The organism is Alienimonas californiensis, from assembly GCF_007743815.1.
GTDB classification, from domain to species: Bacteria; Planctomycetota; Planctomycetia; order Planctomycetales; family Planctomycetaceae; genus Alienimonas; species Alienimonas californiensis.
On the sequence record NZ_CP036265.1, the window covers coordinates 2676000 to 2696266 of the forward strand.

At 67.8% G+C, this 20267-nt stretch carries 29 protein-coding genes and 1 pseudogene; all 30 read left to right on the forward strand.

The features are described 5' to 3' along the window. Nucleotide 1 precedes the first annotated feature (1 nt). The 30 genes and pseudogenes from CA12_RS10525 (at nt 2) to CA12_RS10670 (ending at nt 20264) form a co-directional block, all read left to right on the forward strand. Complete coding sequence (locus CA12_RS10525) at nt 2-2047, forward strand: ABC transporter ATP-binding protein (protein WP_145358906.1); 2046 nt, start codon at nt 2-4, stop codon at nt 2045-2047. Beyond that, nucleotides 2044-2670 (forward strand): HD domain-containing protein, encoded by a 627-nt coding sequence (locus tag CA12_RS10530; RefSeq protein ID WP_165700682.1) that lies wholly within the window; start codon nt 2044-2046, stop codon nt 2668-2670. The genes CA12_RS10525 and CA12_RS10530 overlap by 4 nt, the downstream gene beginning before the upstream one ends. 210 nt (nt 2671-2880) lie before the next feature. Next, a complete protein-coding gene (rpsJ, locus tag CA12_RS10535) occupies nt 2881-3210 on the forward strand; it encodes a 30S ribosomal protein S10 (protein ID WP_145358908.1) in 330 nt (109 codons plus the stop codon). Nucleotides 3211-3397: 187 nt separating this feature from the next. Continuing rightward, nucleotides 3398-4108, forward strand: coding sequence for a 50S ribosomal protein L3 (gene rplC, locus CA12_RS10540; RefSeq protein ID WP_145358909.1), 711 nt, complete (start codon nt 3398-3400; stop codon nt 4106-4108). 81 nt (nt 4109-4189) lie between these two features. Further along, a complete protein-coding gene (gene rplD / locus CA12_RS10545; RefSeq protein WP_145358910.1) occupies nt 4190-4837 on the forward strand; it encodes a 50S ribosomal protein L4 in 648 nt (215 codons plus the stop codon). Nucleotides 4838-4880: 43 nt separating this feature from the next. Beyond that, nucleotides 4881-5216, forward strand: a complete 336-nt coding sequence (gene rplW / locus CA12_RS10550; protein WP_145358911.1) for a 50S ribosomal protein L23 — start codon at nt 4881-4883, stop codon at nt 5214-5216. 76 nt (nt 5217-5292) lie between these two features. Next, on the forward strand, nt 5293-6153 hold the full coding sequence (gene rplB / locus CA12_RS10555) for a 50S ribosomal protein L2 (protein WP_145358912.1): 861 nt from the start codon (nt 5293-5295) through the stop codon (nt 6151-6153). A 60-nt stretch (nt 6154-6213) separates the two neighbouring features. Then, complete coding sequence (gene rpsS / locus CA12_RS10560; protein WP_145358913.1) at nt 6214-6483, forward strand: 30S ribosomal protein S19; 270 nt, start codon at nt 6214-6216, stop codon at nt 6481-6483. A 49-nt stretch (nt 6484-6532) separates the two neighbouring features. Further along, a complete protein-coding gene (rplV, locus tag CA12_RS10565) occupies nt 6533-6877 on the forward strand; it encodes a 50S ribosomal protein L22 (protein ID WP_145358914.1) in 345 nt (114 codons plus the stop codon). Nucleotides 6878-6917: 40 nt separating this feature from the next. After that, nucleotides 6918-7613: a 30S ribosomal protein S3 gene (gene rpsC / locus CA12_RS10570; RefSeq protein WP_145358915.1), complete on the forward strand. Its 696-nt coding sequence runs from the start codon at nt 6918-6920 to the stop codon at nt 7611-7613. After that, on the forward strand, nt 7552-7980 hold the full coding sequence (gene rplP / locus CA12_RS10575) for a 50S ribosomal protein L16 (protein ID WP_145358916.1): 429 nt from the start codon (nt 7552-7554) through the stop codon (nt 7978-7980). Before rpsC ends, rplP begins: the two co-directional genes overlap by 62 nt. 77 nt (nt 7981-8057) lie before the next feature. Then, nucleotides 8058-8264, forward strand: coding sequence for a 50S ribosomal protein L29 (gene rpmC / locus CA12_RS10580; protein WP_145358917.1), 207 nt, complete (start codon nt 8058-8060; stop codon nt 8262-8264). Between the two features lie 100 nt (nt 8265-8364). Next, nucleotides 8365-8778, forward strand: coding sequence for a 30S ribosomal protein S17 (gene rpsQ, locus CA12_RS10585; protein ID WP_145358918.1), 414 nt, complete (start codon nt 8365-8367; stop codon nt 8776-8778). Nucleotides 8779-8899: 121 nt separating this feature from the next. Next, nucleotides 8900-9265, forward strand: coding sequence for a 50S ribosomal protein L14 (gene rplN / locus CA12_RS10590; RefSeq protein ID WP_145358919.1), 366 nt, complete (start codon nt 8900-8902; stop codon nt 9263-9265). Between the two features lie 70 nt (nt 9266-9335). Continuing rightward, nucleotides 9336-9689 (forward strand): 50S ribosomal protein L24, encoded by a 354-nt coding sequence (gene rplX, locus CA12_RS10595; protein WP_145358920.1) that lies wholly within the window; start codon nt 9336-9338, stop codon nt 9687-9689. 97 nt (nt 9690-9786) lie between these two features. Then, entirely contained in the window at nt 9787-10356 is a 570-nt protein-coding gene (rplE, locus tag CA12_RS10600; RefSeq protein WP_145358921.1) for a 50S ribosomal protein L5, read from the forward strand. Nucleotides 10357-10455: 99 nt separating this feature from the next. Beyond that, nucleotides 10456-10851, forward strand: a complete 396-nt coding sequence (rpsH, locus tag CA12_RS10605; RefSeq protein ID WP_145358922.1) for a 30S ribosomal protein S8 — start codon at nt 10456-10458, stop codon at nt 10849-10851. Nucleotides 10852-10952: 101 nt separating this feature from the next. Further along, nucleotides 10953-11507, forward strand: coding sequence for a 50S ribosomal protein L6 (rplF, locus tag CA12_RS10610; RefSeq protein WP_145358923.1), 555 nt, complete (start codon nt 10953-10955; stop codon nt 11505-11507). A gap of 131 nt (nt 11508-11638) precedes the next feature. Then, on the forward strand, nt 11639-12004 hold the full coding sequence (rplR, locus tag CA12_RS10615) for a 50S ribosomal protein L18 (RefSeq protein ID WP_145358924.1): 366 nt from the start codon (nt 11639-11641) through the stop codon (nt 12002-12004). 107 nt (nt 12005-12111) lie between these two features. Beyond that, nucleotides 12112-12588 carry a 30S ribosomal protein S5 gene (rpsE, locus tag CA12_RS10620; protein WP_145358925.1) on the forward strand — a complete coding sequence of 159 codons (477 nt, stop codon included), beginning with the start codon at nt 12112-12114 and terminating at the stop codon, nt 12586-12588. A 103-nt stretch (nt 12589-12691) separates the two neighbouring features. Beyond that, nucleotides 12692-13132: pseudogene (rplO, locus tag CA12_RS10625) on the forward strand (50S ribosomal protein L15); the annotation flags it as partial. A gap of 293 nt (nt 13133-13425) precedes the next feature. After that, a complete protein-coding gene (gene secY / locus CA12_RS10630) occupies nt 13426-14787 on the forward strand; it encodes a preprotein translocase subunit SecY (RefSeq protein ID WP_145358927.1) in 1362 nt (453 codons plus the stop codon). A 100-nt stretch (nt 14788-14887) separates the two neighbouring features. After that, the gene (map, locus tag CA12_RS10635) at nt 14888-15691 is read left to right on the forward strand and encodes a type I methionyl aminopeptidase (protein WP_145358928.1); all 804 of its coding nucleotides are present in this window, start codon (nt 14888-14890) and stop codon (nt 15689-15691) included. A 200-nt stretch (nt 15692-15891) separates the two neighbouring features. Next, nucleotides 15892-16008 (forward strand): 50S ribosomal protein L36, encoded by a 117-nt coding sequence (gene rpmJ / locus CA12_RS10640; RefSeq protein WP_145358929.1) that lies wholly within the window; start codon nt 15892-15894, stop codon nt 16006-16008. Between the two features lie 88 nt (nt 16009-16096). Then, complete coding sequence (gene rpsM / locus CA12_RS10645; protein ID WP_145358930.1) at nt 16097-16483, forward strand: 30S ribosomal protein S13; 387 nt, start codon at nt 16097-16099, stop codon at nt 16481-16483. Between the two features lie 74 nt (nt 16484-16557). Next, complete coding sequence (gene rpsK / locus CA12_RS10650; RefSeq protein WP_145358931.1) at nt 16558-16938, forward strand: 30S ribosomal protein S11; 381 nt, start codon at nt 16558-16560, stop codon at nt 16936-16938. Between the two features lie 195 nt (nt 16939-17133). Further along, on the forward strand, nt 17134-18138 hold the full coding sequence (locus CA12_RS10655) for a DNA-directed RNA polymerase subunit alpha (protein WP_145358932.1): 1005 nt from the start codon (nt 17134-17136) through the stop codon (nt 18136-18138). A 200-nt stretch (nt 18139-18338) separates the two neighbouring features. Next, nucleotides 18339-19064: a bL17 family ribosomal protein gene (locus tag CA12_RS10660; RefSeq protein WP_145358933.1), complete on the forward strand. Its 726-nt coding sequence runs from the start codon at nt 18339-18341 to the stop codon at nt 19062-19064. Between the two features lie 221 nt (nt 19065-19285). Beyond that, the gene (locus tag CA12_RS10665; protein WP_242688201.1) at nt 19286-19933 is read left to right on the forward strand and encodes a putative metallopeptidase; all 648 of its coding nucleotides are present in this window, start codon (nt 19286-19288) and stop codon (nt 19931-19933) included. A 19-nt stretch (nt 19934-19952) separates the two neighbouring features. After that, complete coding sequence (locus tag CA12_RS10670; protein ID WP_145358934.1) at nt 19953-20264, forward strand: hypothetical protein; 312 nt, start codon at nt 19953-19955, stop codon at nt 20262-20264. The last annotated feature ends 3 nt before the right edge of the window (nt 20265-20267 follow it).

Genomic DNA, 20267 nt, shown 5'->3' on the forward strand with positions numbered 1-20267 from the left:
CGTGCCCGCCCACGCCTCCCTCCGCCGCGCCTTCCCCCGCCGCGAGTACTTCCGCGGCCGATCGCTGGGCAGCGCGCTGTGGGGGCTCGCCGCCACGCTGCTGCTGTGCGGGGTGCTGCTCGCCCTGTATCTGGTCGCGGACCTGCTGTTCTCCGGCGGGGCGGTGCACGCCTCGGGGGACGAACTGGCGGAGTTGCTCGTCCTCACCGGCGAAGCCGACCGGGACGAAGACGGCGTCGTGCTGATCCCCGAGGGCTACCGCATGACCGAGGGCGACCGCGGCATCGCCCACGCGGTCTGGATGAACCGCGACGGCGTGCTCGGCCCCGGCCTGGCGGCGCTGTACCGCGGCGTGCCGGCGCTGCGGTCGAACCTGTCCGCCCTCGCCACGCTGATCGGCGTCGCCGTGCTGCTGGGGTTGTTGCGCAGCTTCTGCCTGTCCATGGCCCGGCTGGCGGCCGCCCGGGCCGCCGGCGGCGCGGTCACCCGGCTGCGGCGGGCCCTGCACCGGCAGGCGTTGCGGCTGGGCCCCAGCGACCTGACCGAAGAGGGCTCGAGGGAGGTGCTCGGCCTGTTCACCGAGGACGGCGAAGCCCTCCGCCAAGGCTTGCAGGACGGCATCCAGCGGCTGGGTCGCTACCCGATCAAGATCGTCGTCCTCACGCTGTTCGCCCTGCTGGTCAGCCCGCTGACCACCCTCCAGATCGCCCTGCCCCTGCTGGCCTGCTGGTGGCTGCTCCGCCGGCAGGCGGTCGGGGTGAAGGCCGCCCGGCTGGTCGCCGGCCACCGCAGCGACCGGGCGCTGCGGCTGCTCGCCGAGGGCCTCACCAAGGCCCGCGTCGTGCGGGGCTACGGGATGGAGGAGTTCGAAAGCGACCGCTTCAACACCCACCTGGGCCGGTATCAGTCCGACCTCGCCGCCGCGAACCGCAAGGCCCGGCTCTCCCGCGGGCTGGCCCGGGCGGCGCTGGTCGTCGCCGGGGCCGTCGTGCTGGCGATCCTGGGCACGAAGGTGCTGAACACCGGCGGCTCCTTCACCCCGGCCCATGCCATGTTGCTGCTGGGCATCGCCGGCTGTTTGCTGCGGCCGCTCAACGAACTGGCCGACCTGCACCGGGACCGCCACTCCGCCGCCGTCGCCGCGGACCGCATCTACCGCTACCTGAACCGCGTGCCGGAGGTCGGGCAGGCGGTGGGGGCGAAGTTCCTGCAACCGCTCTCGCGGACGCTGGACTTCGAAGACGTCCACTACACCGATCCCCGCGGCCGCAAGCTGCTGGACGGCGTCAGCGCCGCGATCCCGGCCGGCTCCGTCACCGCGATCGCCGCCCCGGACCTACTGGAGGCCAAAGCTCTCGTCAGCCTGCCCCCGCGGTTCCTCGAACCGCAGCGGGGCCGGGTGAAGTACGACGGCGAGGATATCGCCTGGGTCACCCTCGAAAGCCTGCGGGCTGAAACGGTGTACGTCGGCGGGGGCGACCCCTGCTTCACCGGCACCGTGCGGGAGAACCTGACCGGCGGCGACCCGGAGGTGCCGCTCTCGAAGGTGATCGACGCCGCCAAGACGGCCCACGTGCACAACTTCGTCCAACGCTTCCCGCAGGGCTACGAAACGGTCCTCGGGGAGTTCGGGGAGACATTGACTCCCGGACAACTCTTTCGACTGGGCTTGGCCCGGGCGGTGCTCCGCGATCCGGCGGTGCTGATCGTGGAGGAGCCGACCGAGGGGCTGGACGAGGACAGCAAGGTCCAACTGGACGACACCTTCGCCCGCGTGTTCCCCGGTCGCACGGTGCTGCTGCTCCCGGGTCGGATGACGACGCTCCGCCGGGCCGACCGCGTGATCCTGCTGCACCGCGGCCGGGTGGAAGCCGTCGGGCCGCGGGAGGAACTGGTCCAGAAGGTGCCGCTGTACCGGCACTGGGAGTACGTGCGGTTCAACCACTTCCGGCACGAGACCGCCCCGCAGCCGGCCGGACCGCAATCCGGCCCCGGCAACGGCCGGCCCTCCGCCGGCACGGCGACGCTGGCCGGGACCACGGCGTGAGCCAGCCGGCATCCGCTGAGGACGCCGGGCTCGATCCGTACCCGGGTCTGCTGATCCGGGCGGCCCGCTACGCCGCCCTCGCCCACGCCGGGCAGACGCGCAAAGACTCCGCCGAGCCGTACGTCACCCACCCGCTGGCGGTGATGACGCTGCTCTGCCGGGCGGGCTGGGCGGAGGACGACGAACTGCTCGCCGCCGCCGCCCTGCACGACGTACTCGAAGACACCGAGGTCACGCCGGAGGAACTGGCGGAGACCTTCCCCCCGCGGGTCTGCGCGCTGGTGGAGGCCCTGTCCGAGCACAAGCGGGACGAGCGCGGCGAAAAATTGCCGTGGGAGTACCGCAAGGCGGAGCACCGCGCCCGCCTCACCGCCGCCGAGGAGGCCGCCCGGGCGCTGGCCCTGGCCGACAAGCTGCACAACCTCCGCTGCCTGGAGGAAGACGTCACGCCGGACCGCGTCGACCCCTGGGCCCGGTTCAACGCCCCCCGCCAGCGGTGGATCGAGGTGACGCGGGAGACGATCGAGGCGCTACGCTGCGGACGAACCGCGACGCTGGCGGACGCCTGTCTCGCTGCGCTCGATGGCATGGGAACCGCCACCGGCAGCGAGTCGGCTCCCTGACGATCGCCGTTCCGAGGCCTACCGCGAACGCCCCGGGAGGCGGGCGCAAGGGGCGATCGAAAAAGTTCCGTGCCAATCGTGCCCAAGTTCGTTGACGGCCCGGAGCGTCCCTCTTACTCTGCCCGACCGCCCGCGGGACGCCTCCTCAGGGAAGCCCCCGCGGCTGCGGCTTGGAACACTTGAAACCACTCGGCAAACACTCGAGACGGCATGGCCGGGACAGGTCAAGAACGCATTCGGATTCGGATGGAGGCTTACGAGCACTCCACGTTGGACGCCAGTGCGTCCGACATCGTCGATACGGCGAAACGAACCGGGGCCCGCGTTCACGGACCGATCCCGCTCCCGACCCGGATTGAGCGGTACACCGTGCTGCGTGGCCCTCACGTGGACAAAAAGAGCCGCGAGCAGTTCGAGATTCGCACCCACAAACGCCTGATCGACATTCTCCAGCCGACCGGCAAGACGATCGACGCTCTGAACAAGCTGTCGCTCCCTGCCGGCGTGGATATCAAGATCAAGGCCAGCGTCGGGGGCTGACGGCCGAAGTTTCGGTCGCGGCCTGCTGCTCACTGTTCGGTCCATCGCTCGCGTTTTCGCCGGCGCTTTTGAGGGTGCGTCTCCGTCGTCGGAGTCGTTCTCTCCCCCAGGCATTCCCGCCCGCCCCGCGGTTCGCGCCCCGGGCTCCGGTCTTCCTCCTCGCTTCCTTCACGCCCGCCTCCTCGCCATGCCCGTCGGACTGCTCGGCCGCAAGATCGGCATGACGCAGGTGTTCCAAGAGGACGGCTCCCGCGTTGCGGTGACCGTCGTCGAGGCTGGCCCCTGCGTCGTCACGCAGATCAAAACTGTGGAGACCGACGGGTACGAAGCCGTCCAAGTCGGGTTCCTCGACAAGGATCGCCGCAAGGCGAGCCGTGCCGAACGCGGCCACGTCGCCGACCTCGGCGGCAAGAAGCAGGAAGCCCGCAAGCAGGCCGGCGTCGAGCCGGCCCCCCGGGCCAACTGCGAGCCGAAACAATACTTCCGCGAGTTCCGCACCGACGGCGAAGACCACGGCCTGTCCGTCGGCGACGAGCTGACGGTCGAGCACCTCGCCGAGCTGAAGCGGATCGATGTGGTCGGCACCAGCAAGGGCCGCGGCACCGCCGGCGTCATGAAGCGTCACAACTTCAGCGGCCAGCGGGCCAGCCACGGCGTCAAGCGGGTCCACCGTCACGGCGGTTCGATCGGCCAGAGCGCCGACCCGTCCCGCGTGATGAAGGGCACCAAAATGCCCGGCCGCTACGGCAACGATCGCGTCACCGTCCGGTTCCTGGAAATCGTGCGGGTCGACGCGGAAAACAACTCCGTGCTGCTCCGCGGGGCCGTTCCCGGCCCCAACGGCGGACTCGTTGAGCTGACGCACACCACCAAGAACCGCAACAAGAAGACGGCCTGATCGCTCCTCGCGATTGGCTCGGCTTCCCGGTTCGCCCTCACACCTTTTCCTTTCCCGGTCCTCCCCACCCACCAGCGACACATGGCGGCGATCAGCGTCCCCGTGCTCGGCCGTGACGGCGGCGAGACCGGCACCTACGACTTCGACGGCGACGAGCTGGCCTCGGCGATCTCGAAGCAGCTCCTTCACGACGCGGTCGTGATGTACGAGCGCAACAAGCGGCAGGGCACGGTTGCAACCCGGTCCCGCGGCATGGTCGCCGGTTCCACCAAAAAGATGTACCGCCAAAAGGGTACCGGCCGTGCCCGTATGGGCGCCAAGCGGACCCCGATCCGTCGCGGCGGCGGCGTCACCTTCGCCATCAAGCCGAAGGACTGGTACACCCGTATGCCCCGCAAGGCGGTTCGCCTCGCCACGCGGATGTCGATCCTCTCCAAGTTCCAAGATGGCCAAGCCGTCGTGCTGGAGAACTTCGAGCTGGACGAGCCGCGCACGAAACTCGCCGCCGACCGGCTCAAGTCGCTCGGCCTGTACGATCAGTCGGCGCTGCTGGCGATCGACAGCCACGATCCGCTGACTTGGCGGGCCTGTCGGAACCTGGAGGCTCTCTGGGTGCGGCCGGTCGGCGATCTGAACGCCTACGACGTCCTGCACCAGCGGCAGTTCGTCATCACGGTCGCGGCGCTCGACGCGCTGCTCGGCCGCGTCGATCAGCGTCTCGCCGCCTGACCCTCCCGCACCGCCCCCCAACCGACCGCCGGAGGACCGAATCATGGGTCGCCCCGTCCCCCCCAAGCCCGAACAGTTCGCGGAAGACCGCAAGGTCGACCTCGATCCGTACAGCGTGATCCTGCGTCCGCTGGTGACCGAGAAGGGTACGCACCTGTCCGAGCGCCACAACGCGTACACCTTCGAGGTGCACCCGTTGGCGAACAAGTTCGACGTCAAGAACGCGGTGCAGACGATCTGGAGCGTCCGGGTCGACAAGGTCCGCACGCAGAACCGCGCCGGCAAGACCAAGCGGACCCGTTCCGGCCTCGGCCGGACCCGCTCTTGGAAGAAGGCCGTCGTCAAGCTGCACGCCGAAGACCAGATCTCGTTCTTCTGAGCCGTGCCGCCGCCTGTCGGCCTCGGTTCGCCCGCTTCTCACTCCCGCTTCTTCACTCCCAGCTCTTCCCGCTCTCATGGGCATCCGCAACTACAAGCCGACCAGTCCGGGCCGCCGCGACGCGTCGGTCGCGGACTTCGCGGAGATCACGGACCGGAAGAAGAAGCCGGAAAAATCCCTGCTGGTCCGCATCACCCGCAAGGGCGGCCGGAACAACCAGGGCGTGATCACCGCCCGCCACCGCGGCGGCGGCGCCCGCAAGATGTACCGGCTCGTCGACTTCCGTCGCGAGAAGGACAACGTCGCCGCGGAAGTGGTGGCGATCGAGTACGATCCGAACCGCTCCTGCCGCATCGCCCTGGTGCAGTACGCGGACGGCGAGAAGCGTTACATCCTGGCTCCGGCGAAGCTGGAAGCCGGCATGACGGTGATGAGCGCCGAATCCGGCCTCGACCCGGACGTCGGCAACTGCATGCCGTTGTCGGCGATCCCGCTGGGCACCACCGTCCACAACGTCGAGATGCGGCCCGGCCGCGGCGGGCAGATTTGCCGCGCCGCCGGCACCGAGGCCGTCCTCAACGCCCGCGAATCCTCCTGGGCGCAGCTCACGCTGCCCTCCGGCGAAGTCCGCCGCGTCCCCGCGGCCTGTCGGGCCACGATCGGCGCCGTCGGCTTCAGCGAGCACAGCGCCATCAGCCTCGGCAAGGCCGGTCGCAAGCGGCACATGGGCTGGCGTCCCCGGGTTCGCGGTACCGCGATGAACCCGGTCGCCCACCCGATGGGCGGCGGCGAAGGCCGCAACGCGGGCGGTCGTCACCCCTGCTCGCCGACCGGCGTGCTGGCCAAGGGCGGCAACACCCGCAAGCGTCGCAAGAACAGCTCCAAGTCGATCGTCCGGCGTCGGAAGTCCCGTCGCTACGGCGTTCAGAAGATCTGACGCGGCCGGCCCCGTCCGCCCGCCCCACTCGCACACCGTTTCCTTCTCCCTCACCACCCGATGGGTCGCAGCACCAAAAAAGGGCCGTTCGTCGAGGCTTCGCTCCTGAAGAAGGTGGAGAAGCAGGACTCCGACGGCACGAAGATCCCGATCAAGACCTGGTCCCGCGCCAGCACCGTGATCCCGGACTTCGTGGGCCACACCTTCCAGGTGCACGACGGCCGCAAGCACATCGACGTGTACGTCACCGAGGAGATGGTCGGGCACAAGCTCGGCGAATTCGCCCTCACCCGGACGTTCCGCGGACACGGGGCCAAGGGCAAGCGCTAACCGCCGTCGCCCGACCCCTCCCCGCTTCACTTCTCACCGCTTTCCTCCTGTGTCACACGTCCGCGCCGTCCACAAGTTCGCCCGCATCTCGGCGACGAAGGTGCGTCCGTTCGCGGACCTGATCCGCGGCAAGACCGCCGGTCAGGCTGAGCAGGAGCTCAAGTACATCCACAACCGCGGCGCCCGCATGTTGGAGAAGGTGCTGAAAAGCGCCGTCGCCAACGCGGAAGACAAAGGCGCCCGGAACCCGGAGGGGCTCATCATCGCGGAAGCCCGCGTTGACGGCGGCCCGATGATCAAACGCAGCCAGGCCCGCGCCCGCGGGATGTCCTACATGATCCGCCGCCGCACCGCCCACATTCACGTGGCCGTCGACGCCCCGGAAGTCTCCTAGTCCCGCCCCTCGCCCGAACACTCAGAACAGGACCGCAGCGATGGGACAGAAGACTCGCCCCACCGGCTTTCGCGTCGGCATCACCGAGCCTCACCGCTCCAAGTGGTACGCGAACAAGAAGAACTTCGGTGATCTGCTGGTCGAAGACCATAAGATCCGGTCGTTCATCAAAGCGAAGAACAATAACGCGGCGATCGCCCGCGTGGATATCGAACGCACCCGCGATAGCGTGGTCGTCCACCTGCACAGCGCCAAGCCCGGCGTACTGATTGGCTCCAAAGGCCAGAACGTCGACCGGGTCAAGGCTGAGCTGGAGGATCTGACCGGCCGTCGTATGGACGTGAAGATCGTGGAGCTCTCCAACCCGAACCGCAATGCGGTGCTGGTTGCGGAGGACCTGGCCGGACAGCTCGAACGCCGCGGCAGTTTTCGCCGGGCGATTAAGCGGACGATGGACTCCGTGATGGAGTCCGGCGTCCTCGGCGTGAAGATGGAACTGGCCGGACGACTCGGCGGCTCTGAGATGAGCCGGCGTGAGAAGGCCAGCCGGGGGAGCATTCCCCTGAGCACACTGCGGCGTCACATCGACTACGGGTTCGCCCAGGCCAAAACGGCCCAGGGGATCATCGGAGTCAAAGTCTGGATCGACCTCGGCGACTACTCGGAAGAAACCAATGGCGTTGATGCCCAAGCGGGTCAAGCACCGCAAGCAGCAAAGAGGGCGTATAAAAGGTGAGGCCCAACGTGGCAACACCATCGCCTACGGCGACTTCGGACTGCAGGCCACGGAGGCCGGTTACGTGACGGCGCGCACCATCGAGGCGAGCCGGATCGCGATCATGCAGTATATCCGGGGTGAGGGGAAGCTGTATATCCGCATCTTCCCCCACAAGCCCGTCACCGCTCGTCCGCTGGAAACGCGGATGGGTAAGGGCAAGGGCGACCCCGATCACTGGGTTGCCGTGGTCCGCCCCGGCACCGTGTTATTCGAAGTCCTCGGCGTGTCGAAAGACGCGGCGAAGGATTGTTTCGCTCGCGTCGCCTACAAGCTGCCGGTCAAGGTCCGGCTGCTTGAGAAGACGCCGGGCCCGTTGCAGTCCTAACGTTTTTTCGATCCGCGGCCGCAAAAATGCGGTCGCGGTCGACTCATTCCCTTCCCCCGCACCCCAGAGACACGATCATGGCGACCGCCTCCGAACTGCGGGAGATGAGCGTCGAGGAACTCGGCCATCAGCTCACCAGCGCCCGGCAGGAACTGTTCCGCCTGCGGTTCCAGGCGAGCACCGAGAAGTTGGAGGCCCCCTCCAACCTTCGGAAGCTTCGCCGGGACATCGCCCGCATCCTGACGATTCGTCACGAGCGGGAACAATCCGCCGTCGCCGCCTGAACCCGCCTCCGGCCGTTCGCGGTCGCGCTTTGCCTAACGACTTTCCGGTTCCCTCCCCCGACCGGCGCCCCGCACTTCCACCGATGCTCCTCCCCCAGCGATGAAGACCCGACTCCGCGGCACCGTCACCAGCGACGCCAACGCCAAGACCCTCAAGGTCGAGGTGCAGCGCCGGTATCGGCACCAGAAGTACGGCAAGATCGTGCGGGGACGGACCGTTTGTCATACGCACGACCCGCACGAGCGCGGCAAGCTGGGCGACGTGGTCGAGATCATCGAGTGCAAGCCGCACTCCAAGCTGAAGCGCTGGGAACTGGTGCGGGTCGTGCAGGCCTCTGACGAGGTCGCCGTGAAGGCCAGCCTCGAGACCGAGGCCGACGTGCCCGAGGCGACCGGCGCCGCCGCCGGTCACTCCGCGGCCCAGGACGATCAGCCGGTCGAATCCCCCGAGGGACTGACCGAGCCGCCGACTGGCGAGGCCGAGGCCGCCGCCAAGCCTGAGGGCCTGGCCTGACCGGCCGAATGCGGGGCGTCGCTGCGGTGACCGTCCCGCTCCTTCGATCCGCGTCCCGTCACGCGTTTTTTCCGCACATTCCTTCCCAGATCCGCCGCCTTCCGGCGTCCGAGGCCTCCCGATGATCCAGATGGAAACCGAGCTCGAGGTCGCGGACAATTCCGGGGCTAAGATCGTCAAGTGCATCAAGGTGCTGGGCGGAACCAAGAAGCGGACGGCCGGCTTGGGTGACGTGATCGTCGTCTCGGTTCAGAAGGCGGCGCCGGGCTCTGCGATCAAGAAGGGCACCGTCACCCGTGGCGTGATCGTCCGCACCCGCAAGGCGCATCGCCGCGTCGACGGCAGCTATGTGCGGTTCGACACCAACGCCCTGGTCGTCACGGACAAGGACGGCAACCCCCGCGGCACCCGCATCTTCGGGGCGGTCGCCCGTGAGTTGCGAGGCCGGTATATGAAGATCGTGTCGCTCGCCAGCGACGTGGTCTGAACCTTCCGCCGCGCGACCCGACTCCCCTAGCACGGGGGGCTGACGCCCCCACGCTCGCCCCAAAGTTCCCATGAAGATCAAGAAGAACGACCTCGTCGTCGTCACCGCCGGTAACCACAAGTCCCCGCAGCCGAAGCGGGTGCTGGAAGTGCGCGACGGCGGGAAGAAGCTGGTCGTTGAGGGCGTCGCCGTGGCGTTCAAGCACGTTAAGAAGGGTCACCCCAAGAGCCCGCAGGGCGGCCGGCTCGAGATGGAAATGGCGATCGACGCCTCCAACGTGATGTACTTCGACCAGGCCGCCGGCAAGCCCTGCCGCCTGGGCTTCCGGTACACGGAGGACGGCGCCAAGGAACGGTACTGCAAGGGCAGCGGCAACGCCGCCGGCATCGTCAGCCCGCCCAAAGCCAAGTACGCCTCCAAGTAGCGCCGCCTTCGGCGCCCCCTCCCGTCCGCCCCCGCGAAAGCGCATCGGCGAGCGACGTCCCCCCGTCGCAAACCTCGCCGGTCCCTGAAAGAACGTCATGCAACCCCGCCTCCGCACGAAGTACGAGAACGAAGTTCTCCCCGAGCTGAAGCAGGAGATCGGCCGCGACAACCCGCACGCGCTGCCGAAGCTGAAGAAGATCGTGATCAGCATGGGCCTCGGCGAGGCCAGTCGCGACAGCAAGCTGATCGATCAGGCGCAGGACATGCTCTCGATCATCGCCGGCCAAAAGGCGGCGCGGCGGAAGGCCACGAAGAGCATTTCGCAGTTCCGTCTCCGTGAAGGGACGGAAGTCGGCGTGATGGTCACGCTGCGGGGCGCCCGGATGTACGAGTTCCTCGACCGCCTCGTCGCCCTGGCCCTGCCGCGGGTTCGAGATTTCCGCGGGCTGAACCCGAAGGGGTTCGACGGCGCCGGCAACTTCAACATGGGCTTGAACGAGCAGTACGTGTTCCCCGAGGTCGATCCGGACCGCTTCCCCAATCAGCAGGGGATGAACATCGTGATGGTCACCACCGCTCAGAACGACGACGAGGGTCGCCTGCTGATGCGGAAGCTCGGCTTGCCGCTCCGTAAGCCGGGCGACACCGGCGGCCGTCGCAAGTAGTCTTCGCTGATCCTGATTTTCCGCTGCACCGCTCGGGGGGCTGATGCCCGCCGCTCGCCCCGCTCGCCTCCTTTTCACTTTCGCCCCAAGGCCCCCGCCATGATGACCGACCCGGTGGCGGACATGCTCACCCGCATCCGCAACGCCGTCGCGATTGAGCGGCCGCACGTCGACATTCCCACCTCCAAACTCAAGGTCGGCATTGCCGAGGCTTTGCAGCGCGAAGGTTACATCTGGGAATACGAGATCGTCGAGAGCGAACCGCGGAACGTTCTGCGGCTCATTCTGAAGTACGGACCGAACGGCGAGCGGGTCATCACCAAGATCGACCGGCACTCGAAGCCCGGTTGCCGCGTGTACGCCAACGTCAAGGGCACCCCGACGGTGCTGGACGGCCTGGGCGTGGCGATCCTGAGTACCAACAAGGGCGTGCTGAGCAGCCGCGAGGCCAGAGCTCAGAATGTCGGCGGCGAAGTCCTCTGCACCATCTATTAAGTTTCTGAGCGGGGTTCGCCCCGTTCGTGTCCCCCTCCTCCCGGACGCACCCGGCGGCTGACGCCCCCGGCCCGCCGACGGTTCCCTCCCGCAACGCAACCATGTCTCGTATCGGCAAGCAGCCGGTCGCCGTACCGGACGGCGTGACCGTCGCCGTCAACAACGGCTCCGTCAACGTGAAGGGCCCGAAGGGCGATCTGACCTTCGCCCCGCACCCGAACATGACCGTGACGCTCGCCGACGACGGCAAGAGCGTCTCGGTCTCCCGGCCGAACGACCAAGCACAGAACCGCGCCCTGCACGGGCTGACGCGGTCGCTGATCGACAACATGGTGACCGGCGTGAAGGAGCCGTTCGAGCGCAAGCTGGAGATTCGCGGCGTCGGTTACAACGCCCGGCTCAACGGCAGCACGCTCTCGTTGCAGGTCGGCTTCGCCAACACGATCATGCTGACGGTGCCGGACGGTGTGGAATGCACGCTACCGGACCAAACCCACGTGATCGTCCGCAGCCCGGACAAGCAGAAGTGCGGGCAGTTCGCGGCCAACGTCCGCAAGGTGCGTCCGCCCGAACCCTACAAAGGCAAGGGCATCCGCTACGACGGCGAGCAGGTCAAGCAGAAGGCCGGTAAGGCGTTCGGCTCCGGCGGCAAGTAGTCCCCTTGCCTGCCTGAACCCGGACGCTTGCGTTCGGCTTGGCCCCGAGCTTCGCTCGGGGCGGTTGCCCTTTTCGCCGCCTCACCGCATAGTGCCCGGCCTGCCGCCGGGTGACGAACCCCCACAGTCCGATGCCGACCCAGAAGAAACTCGCCCAGACCCGCGCCCGCCGCGGCTACCGCGTGCGCAACCGGATCCGCAAGTTTGCGGCCGGCCGGCCGCGGCTGACGGTGTTCCGCTCCAACAAGCACACCTACGCCCAGCTGATCGACGACGTCGCCGGTCGCACCTTGGCCGCCGCCAGCACGGCCGAATCGGCCTCCGGCGGCAAAGCCGCGGGTGACGCCGATTCCGCGAAGAAGGTTGGCCAGTTGATCGCCGAGCGGGCTAAGGAAGCCGGCGTGACCGAGGTTGTGTTCGACCGCGGTCGCTACGCCTTCCACGGCCGCGTCGCCGCGGTCGCCCAGGGCGCCCGCGACGGCGGCCTCTCGTTCTAATCCGGCTCGGTTCCTCCCGTTCGCATTGTCGCCGAGACTCGGAGGGCTGACGCCCGCCGCTCGCCTCCCTGACCTCCGCCCTCCGCCTTCTCACCTCCGCCCTCAAAATGTCTCAAGGCCGCGGCGATTCGCCGGAAAAGACCGTCCAGATTCGCCGCTGCTCCTGTGTGGTGAAGGGCGGTCGGCGCTTCAGCTTCACGGCGCTGGTGGTGACCGGGAACTCCCAGGGCAAGGTCGGTTACGGCTACGGCAAGGCGATCGAGGTGCCGCTGGCGATTGAGAAGGCCACGAAGCAGGCCAATCGCCAGTTGAAGGACGTTCCGGTGGTTGACGGCACGATCCCGCACAAGGTGATCGGCTCCTATCGCAGCAGCAAGGTGATTCTGATCCCGGCCCGTCCCGGTACCGGCATCATCGCCGGCGAGGCGGTGCGGGCGGTCGTCGAGAGCGCCGGGGTGACGGACATCCTCACGAAGTCCATCGGCTCCTCGAACCCGGTGAACCTGGTCAAGGCGGTAATGGACGGTCTGCAGTCCCTGCGGACCCGCGACACCGTCGCCACGCTCCGCGGCGTCGAGCTCTAAATCAATCTGTTAGCCGCCCTCTTGAAAGGGGCGGCTAACCCGCGTTTCTTCGTTTCAACATCAGTCCGCCGCACGACGGCACGGGCGAGGCGGGAGCCGAACTATGATCATCGACGACGTCCATAAGGACATCCGTAAGAACCGCAAGAAAAAGCGGGTCGGCCGCGGGCCGGGCTCGGGCCACGGCAAGACCAGCGGTCGTGGTCATAAGGGCTTCTACTCCCGCGCCGGCTCCAGCCGGCGGACCGGCTTCGCCGGCGGGACGACCCCGCTGTTCATGCGGGTCGCCAAGCGGGGCTTCTCCAATGCCAAGTACCGCTTGAAGGTGGCTGCGGTGAACGTCTCCTCGCTGGAGGTGTTCGACGGCGGTACTGAGATCACGCCGGAGTTCCTGAAGGAAAAGGGCTTCACCAACGGCCCGTTCGACGTGGTCAAGATCCTCGGCGACGGCGAACTGACCAAGAAGCTGACGGTGAAGGCTCACCGCTTCAGCGCCAGCGCCCGGCAGAAGATCGAAGCCGCCGGCGGCACGGTGGTTGAAGTGGAGCGGACGAAGGCTGAGAGCAAGCGGTCCCGTGGCGTTTCCGCTGCGATGGCGGCGGCGGGCGAGACTGTCAGCGGCGCGGCCGGAAGCGCCGCTCACGCGGCCGCCGGAGTGGTCTCCAGGGCTGCCAAGGCGGTCTCTGACGCCGCCGAGTCCGTGAAAGAGACCTTGACCGGCGACGACGACTCCGCCGACGCTGACGAGTCTGTCGACAAGTAACGCCCCCGCCGCGGCCCCTCGCGGCTGCCGGGCCCACCCCCTGCCGATCAAGCCCCGAAGGACCGCGGGACGCGATGTTCAATAAGCTCGTCACCGTCTTCCGCATCCCCGAGTTGCGGCGGAAGATCCTGCTCACGCTGATTCTCCTGGCGGTTTACCGCATGGGGTTCAGCATCCCCCTGCCGTTCATCGACCAGGATCAGCTCGCCGCCCTCCAGGCGAAGAGCCAGGGCGACAGCAACGATCCGACCGGCCGCGTGCTGCAGGTCGTCAGTCTGTTCTCGGCGTCCAGCCTGTCGAACGCGACGATCTTCGGCCTGGGGATCATGCCGTATATCTCGGCGAGCATCATCTTCCAGTTGCTCGGCAGCGTGTACCCGCCCCTGGAGAAGCTGCAGAAGGAGGGCGAAAGCGGGCGACGAAAGATTACGGAGTGGACCCGCTACGCCACGGTGCTGATCTGTATCGGGCAGAGTTATTTCTGGATCAAGCAGCTCTCCAGCGGCAGCCTGACCGGTCAGAAGCTCATCATGACCGAGTACGACTGGTGGCTGTATTACATGCTCGGCACGGTCGTGATGACCGCCGGTACGATCTTCCTGATGTGGATCGGCGAGCAGATCGACGCCTACGGCATCGGCAACGGCATCAGTCTGCTGATCATGGCGGGCATCCTCGCCCAGATGCCCGGCGCCGGGTACGACCTGCTGCAACCGGCCTTCAAGAACGGCATCGCGCTGGGCTCGGAGATGGGCATCGACACGCTGTTGCTACTCACACTGCTCTTCGCAGGGGTGATCGCCTGGGTGGTGTTCATCACCCAGGGGCAGCGCCGCATTCCGATTCAGAGCCAGAAGCACGTCCGCGGGCGCCGCAGCGCCGGCGGTCAGCGGCAGAGCCTGCCGCTGCGGGTGAACCAGGCCGGCGTCATGCCGATCATCTTCGCCAGCAGTCTGCTGATGTTCCCCTACTTCATTTTCAACTACCTCCAGCAGGTGTTCCCGAACATCGGCGTGTTGCAGGAGTTGAACGCCGCGTTCGGCGGGCAGGGCTTCATCTATAACCTGCTGTACGTCGTGCTGATCTACTTCTTCTGCTACTTCTGGACGGCGATCACCTTCAATCCGAAGGACATGGCGGAGAACCTGAAGGACTACGGCTCCTTCATCCCCGGTTACCGCCCCGGCGCCCGGACGGCGAACCATCTGGAAGCGGTGATGGTCCGTATCACCTACGTCGGGGCCGCGTTCCTGGCGCTGGTCGCCATCATCCCGGCGATCATCAGCTCCTACCTCGGCGTTCCGCCGATGGCCGCGAGCTTCTACGGCGGCACCGGCCTGCTGATTGTGGTGAGCGTCGTGCTGGACCTCGTCCAGAAGATCGACAGCCACCTCGTCATGCGGAACTACCCGGGTCTGCTGGACGCGGAGAACTGAGCAGTAGTCAGGCGAGCGGGGGGCGCGAGCCCCCCGTTTCCAATTCCCCGTGTCATTGGACGCGAACGAACCCACGGAGGGCTGACGCCCACCGCTCGCCATGCCTGTTACCTTGAAGACCGCCGCCGAACTCGACCGCATGCGAGCGGCCGGGGCGGCGGTGGCGGCGTGTCACGACGCGGTGCGGGCGATTCTGAAGCCCGGCGTCACCACCCGTGAACTCGACGACGCCGTCTGGCGGGCGATGCGCCAACGCGGGGGCTCCCCGCTGTTTCTCGGCTTTCCAAACGGCGACGGCGACGGCCCCCCCTTCCCGGCCGTCACCTGCATCAGCGTGCAGGATGAAGTCGTGCACGGCATCCCCGGGGATCGGGCGTTGAAGGCCGGGGAGTTGGTTAGCGTGGACGTCGGCGTGCGGCTGCACGGGTGGTGCGGGGACAGCGGCTGGACCTACGCTGTGGGCGAGCCCTCCGCGGAACACGCCCGGCTGATGGACTGCGGCCGCGAGTCCCTGGCGTTCGCCCTGCGGGAGTTGCCGCGGCGCAAGCGCTGGAGCGAGATCGCAGGCCCGCTCGCGGAGATCGCCGCCGCCGCGGGGTTCGGGGTCGTCAAGGAGTTCAGCGGGCACGGCCTGGGCCGCACGATGCACGAGGAGCCGGAGGTCCCGAACTACGCGGACGATCTGCGCTCCAACTGGGACTTCGATCTGGTCCCCGGCCTGACGCTGGCGATCGAACCGATGCTGACCGCCGGTAGTCCGGACGTGAGCGTTTCCGACGACGACTGGTGGACGGTGACGACGGACGACGGCTCCGCCGCCGTACATTTCGAGCACACCGTCGCGCTGACGGAGCGCGGCGTGGAGATCCTGACCGCGGGCGTCGGCGAGCCGCTGGCGCTGTGACTCGGCACCGTGATTTCGCGATTGCTGCGCCGCGGCACGGTTTTCGCGGTCGGATCGGTTGAGGTTCGGACGGACGGCGCCTAGACTCGGCGGTTCGCCCCAGTGCGCCCCCGGTGCCTCCGTTCGGCGCCCGCACGTTCTCGCCGTTTCGTCGCCGCCCCGGGCGGCTCCTATTTGTCCCGCTCAGGGAGGACTGCCCGATGAAGGTTCGTTCCAGCGTCAAGCGTATCTGCGAAGCATGCAAGGTCGTGCGTCGCAAGGGGCGGGTGTACGTGATCTGCACCGCCAATCCCCGCCATAAGCAGCGTCAGGGTTAGTCCCGGTCGCCGGCGGCTGCGTCCGCTCCCCGTTTCTCCGCTCATGGGGCTCTCGCCCCACGCTCGCCTCCCGCCAGCACACGAAGTTATGCCGCGTATCCAGGGCGTCGACATTCCCACCGACAAGCCCGCGTACATCTCGCTGTCGTACCTGTACGGCATCGGTCAGCACACCGCGATTCAGATCTGCGAGCAGCTCGACCTCGATCCCCGCGTCAAGGCGGGCGAGATCGGCGAAGAGGGCATCTCCCAGATCAACAACCTGCTGGATAAGTCCTACACGATCGAGGGCGCCCTGCGGCGTCAGGTCGCCGGGGACATCTCCCGGTTGAAGGAGATCGGCTGCTATCGCGGCATTCGTCACCGTCGCGGCCTGCCGGTCCGCGGGCAGCGGACGCAGACCAACGCCCGCACCCGCAAGGGCGGCAAGAAGACCGTCGCCGGTAAGAAGGGCGTCAAGGATATGCGGCACTAACCTTCGCTGGTTCCGCTCTCCGGTCGCGCTCGATCTCCCCTCTCCTTTCGCTTTAACCGCCCAGTCCTCCGCCCGTGGCCAAAGTCAAACGCAAGCGTGTCCGTCGCAACGTCAGCCGGGCCGTGGCCCACATCAAGGCGACGTTCAACAACACCACGGTGACGATCGCCGATACCAACGGGGACGTTCTCTGCTGGGCGACGGCCGGCACGATGAACTTCAAGGGCTCCCGCAAGAGCACGCCCTACGCCGCCCAACGGGCCGCGGAGAGCTGCGCCGAGCGGGCCTCGAAGTTCGGCGTCAAGGAGATGGAGGTCAAAGTGAAGGGCCCCGGTAGCGGGCGCGAGAGCGCCATTACCGGGCTCCAGATTCCGGGGCTGTCCATCAAAAGCATCGAGGACGTCACCCCGCTGCCGCATAACGGCTGTCGCCCGCCCAAGAAGCGCCGCGTCTGACGGCCCCCGCGTTCGCGTCCGCGTTGCGCCGGTTCGATCCGGCGCCGCGGCGAACGCCCGGCGCCGCCAGGGATGGGCGCGCCGCCATCGCCCGCCGCGACCCCGAGAGGGGCTCGCGGCGTTTCCCGTCCGGTCGGTCAGCGTGAAGACTGCCGGCGGCCCGCCCCCCGCCGACCCCACCCAGGTCCCTGTTCTATGCGTATCCGCTGGCGCGGCCTCGAACTTCCCAGTAGCGTCACCTCCGATCGGGAGACGCTGACCGACACCTATTGCGCGTTCCACGTTGAGCCGTTCGAGCGCGGCTTCGGCCACACGATCGGCAACAGCCTCCGGCGGATCCTGCTGTCCAGCCTGGAGGGCTCCGCGGTCAGCAAGGTGAAGATCCAGGGCGTCCAGCACGAGTTCAGCACCATCCCCGGCGTCCTCGAGGACGTCACGGATATCTGCCTGAACCTGAAGAGCCTGGTGGTGAAGAACCACAGCCCGGCCGAGAAGACGCTGCGGATCGAGAAGCGCGGCGTCGGCCCGGTGACCGGGGCGGACGTGATCGGCGACGATCAGGTGCACGTCGTCAACACCGATCTGCACATCGCCACGCTGACCGAGGACGTCTCCTTCGTCGCCGAGATGGCCGTCAACAACGGCCGCGGCTACGTGCAGGCGGCCGAGTTCTACGAGCGGGACCCGGAACCCGGCACCATCCCGCTGGACGCCATCTTCAGCCCGGTCACCCGCGTGCGGTACCGGATCGAAGAGACCCGCGTCGGCCAGCGGACGAACTACGACCGCCTGATCCTGGAAGTCTGGACCGACGGCACCATCACCCCGGAGATGGCGCTGGTCGAGGCCTCCAAGATCCTCCGCAAGCACCTCAACCCGTTCATCAACTACCGCGAGCCCGGCCCGCTGATGCCGCCGGAAAGCGGCCTGCGGCGGATGATGGACGAGACCGGCTACAGCCCCGTCGATCAGGAGCTGGAGGAGAAGCTCAACATGAGCCTCGCCGAGCTGGAGCTGAGCGTCCGGGCGACGAACTGCCTCGAAAGCGAAGGCATCAACAGCGTCCGCGACCTCGTCACCAAGAACGAGGACGAGCTGCTGCAGGTCCGGAACTTCGGCGAGACGACCCTCGTCGAGGTCCGCGAACAGCTCCAGCAACACGGCCTGCGGCTGGGGATGCGCGTCCCCGCCCGCACCTGAGACCCGAAACCTGTTTGTAACGCTGAGGCCCGGCCGGGCCTCAGCGTTCTTTTGTGAACGTCTCCGGCCGAACGGCCGGGGCGAATCGTTCGCCCCGGACCCCAACCCCGTCGTCGCGGCCGCCACGCCCCCGTCAAACCGGCGGTCGCGGCGACTCGGGTTCCCTCCCCCGCTCCTGAACCCTTCACGAAAGCAATTCCATGCGTCACCGCATGCGTGGCCGTAAACTCGGCCGGAACGCCTCGCACCGCAAAGCCATGTTTAAGAACATGGCGAGCAGCCTGATTCGCAGCGTGCGGCCCGACGAGGACGATCCCGGCGCCCCGTTGGTCGCCGGCCGGATCGTCACGACGACCCCCAAGGCCAAGGAACTGCGGCCGTTCGTGGAGAAGCTCATCACCATCGGCAAGAAGGCCCGGATCGCCGCCGCCGCCGCCGAGGAGCACGCCACCTCTGCGGAGCGGGGCTCCGCCGAGTGGAAGCAGTGGCGCGAGGGCGAAGGCTGGCTGAAGTGGACCGCCGCCCGGGCGCCGTACGTCGCCCTGCGGCGGCGGGCCTTCAGCAAGCTGCGGGACGAGGAAGCGGTCGACATTCTCTTCGAGGAACTGGCCGAGCGCTTTGAGAGCCGGCCCGGCGGCTACACCCGCATCGTGCGGCTGGCCGCCCGCCGGCTGGGCGACGGCGGCGAGCAGGCCCTGATCGAGTTCGTCGGCGAGGACGACGCCCGCAGCCGCTCCGGCCGCAAGCGGACCGCCCCGGTCGTTCGTGACGACGCCCCCAAGGTCGTCGCCGACAAGAAGACTGCCGGACCTTCGAGCGACGAGGCGGACGCCTCCGGCCCGCCGCCGGAAGCCCCGGAGACCGCCGAGGGCAAGGCCGCCGAGGGCGCCGCCGCCGACGAGCAGCCGCGGAACCAGCCGGAGTAAGCGCCGTTTCCGGCTCAACCCCGACGCCGCCTGCGTCCCGGACCCTTCCAGGGTCCGGGACGCTTTGCGTTTCCGGCCCCGCCACGTTCGACCCGGGGCGCCGGTCGGTCGTGCGGACGCCGGGCCTGGCGAAACCGCGTCGGCCGCCGCGATCCGGGTTCGCGCAACGGTGGGGGGCGTTGCTAAAGTGGGCTCCTCCCCGCCTCGCCCGAGCGTTTGCCGTGCCCACGCCGCCGCGTCGCCGCCTGCGGATCGATCGCGGAGCGAGGACGCCCGTGGGGTCGAAGTCGCAGGCGGAGCCGTTCGACTTCACCCTCGCGATGCGCCGTCTGTGCGAGGACGTCTGCGACAGCCTGCCGGAGTTCGCCCACATCGACATGCGGCGGGTCGCGGTGACCTTCGCCCAGGCGAAGAAGCGGGTGCCGCACGGGTTGCAGGCCAAGCTGACCCCGCTGCGGTTTGAGGACGGGGCGACGACGACGGTCCGCCGCGGCGTGACCTACGCCGCCCCGACGCTGCACGACGGGCAGGTCGAACTGCTGTACGTGCTGACGTTCTATCTGCCGCGGTTCCTCGACCACACGCCGCAGGAAAAGCTGACGACGGTGCTGCACGAGTTGCACCACGTCAGCCCGGACTTCAACGGCGACATCCGCCGCTTCCCCGGGCGGTGCTACGCCCATTCGCACTCGCAGGCCCAGTACGACGCGGAGATGGCGATCCTCGCCGACCGCTACCTGGAGCACGGCCCGCCGGGCTGGGTGGACCGCTTCCTCGGCAGCCGGTTCGCCGACCTGAAATCCCGCCACGGCGCCGTGGTGGGGTTGAAGCTGCCGATCCCGAAGCTGATCCCGGTGGGGCGGGTTTGAAAGGACTTACGCTTAAACGATGAGTCTTCCGTCGCCACTGCCCGAAGGATGGTACGCCTCGAACGAGCGACACGCCGCCCGGCTGTACAACGAACTCCAACTCGAACTGCCGCCGGGGCACGTTCTATACGGGAAGCCGGTCGAGATCGTCGCTCATAGAGAGGGAACCGACGACGTCCTCTGCCGGCATAAGCAGGAACCCGGTCGATTCACCGTGATCCACCTTTCATGGGCAATGAAGGAAGAGGTCAATCCGGAGCACCCTTGGGTCGAGGATGACGGCGATTATGAAAGCTTTCTGCGCTACGAAGCGAGCTTTCTGAACCGATAATCA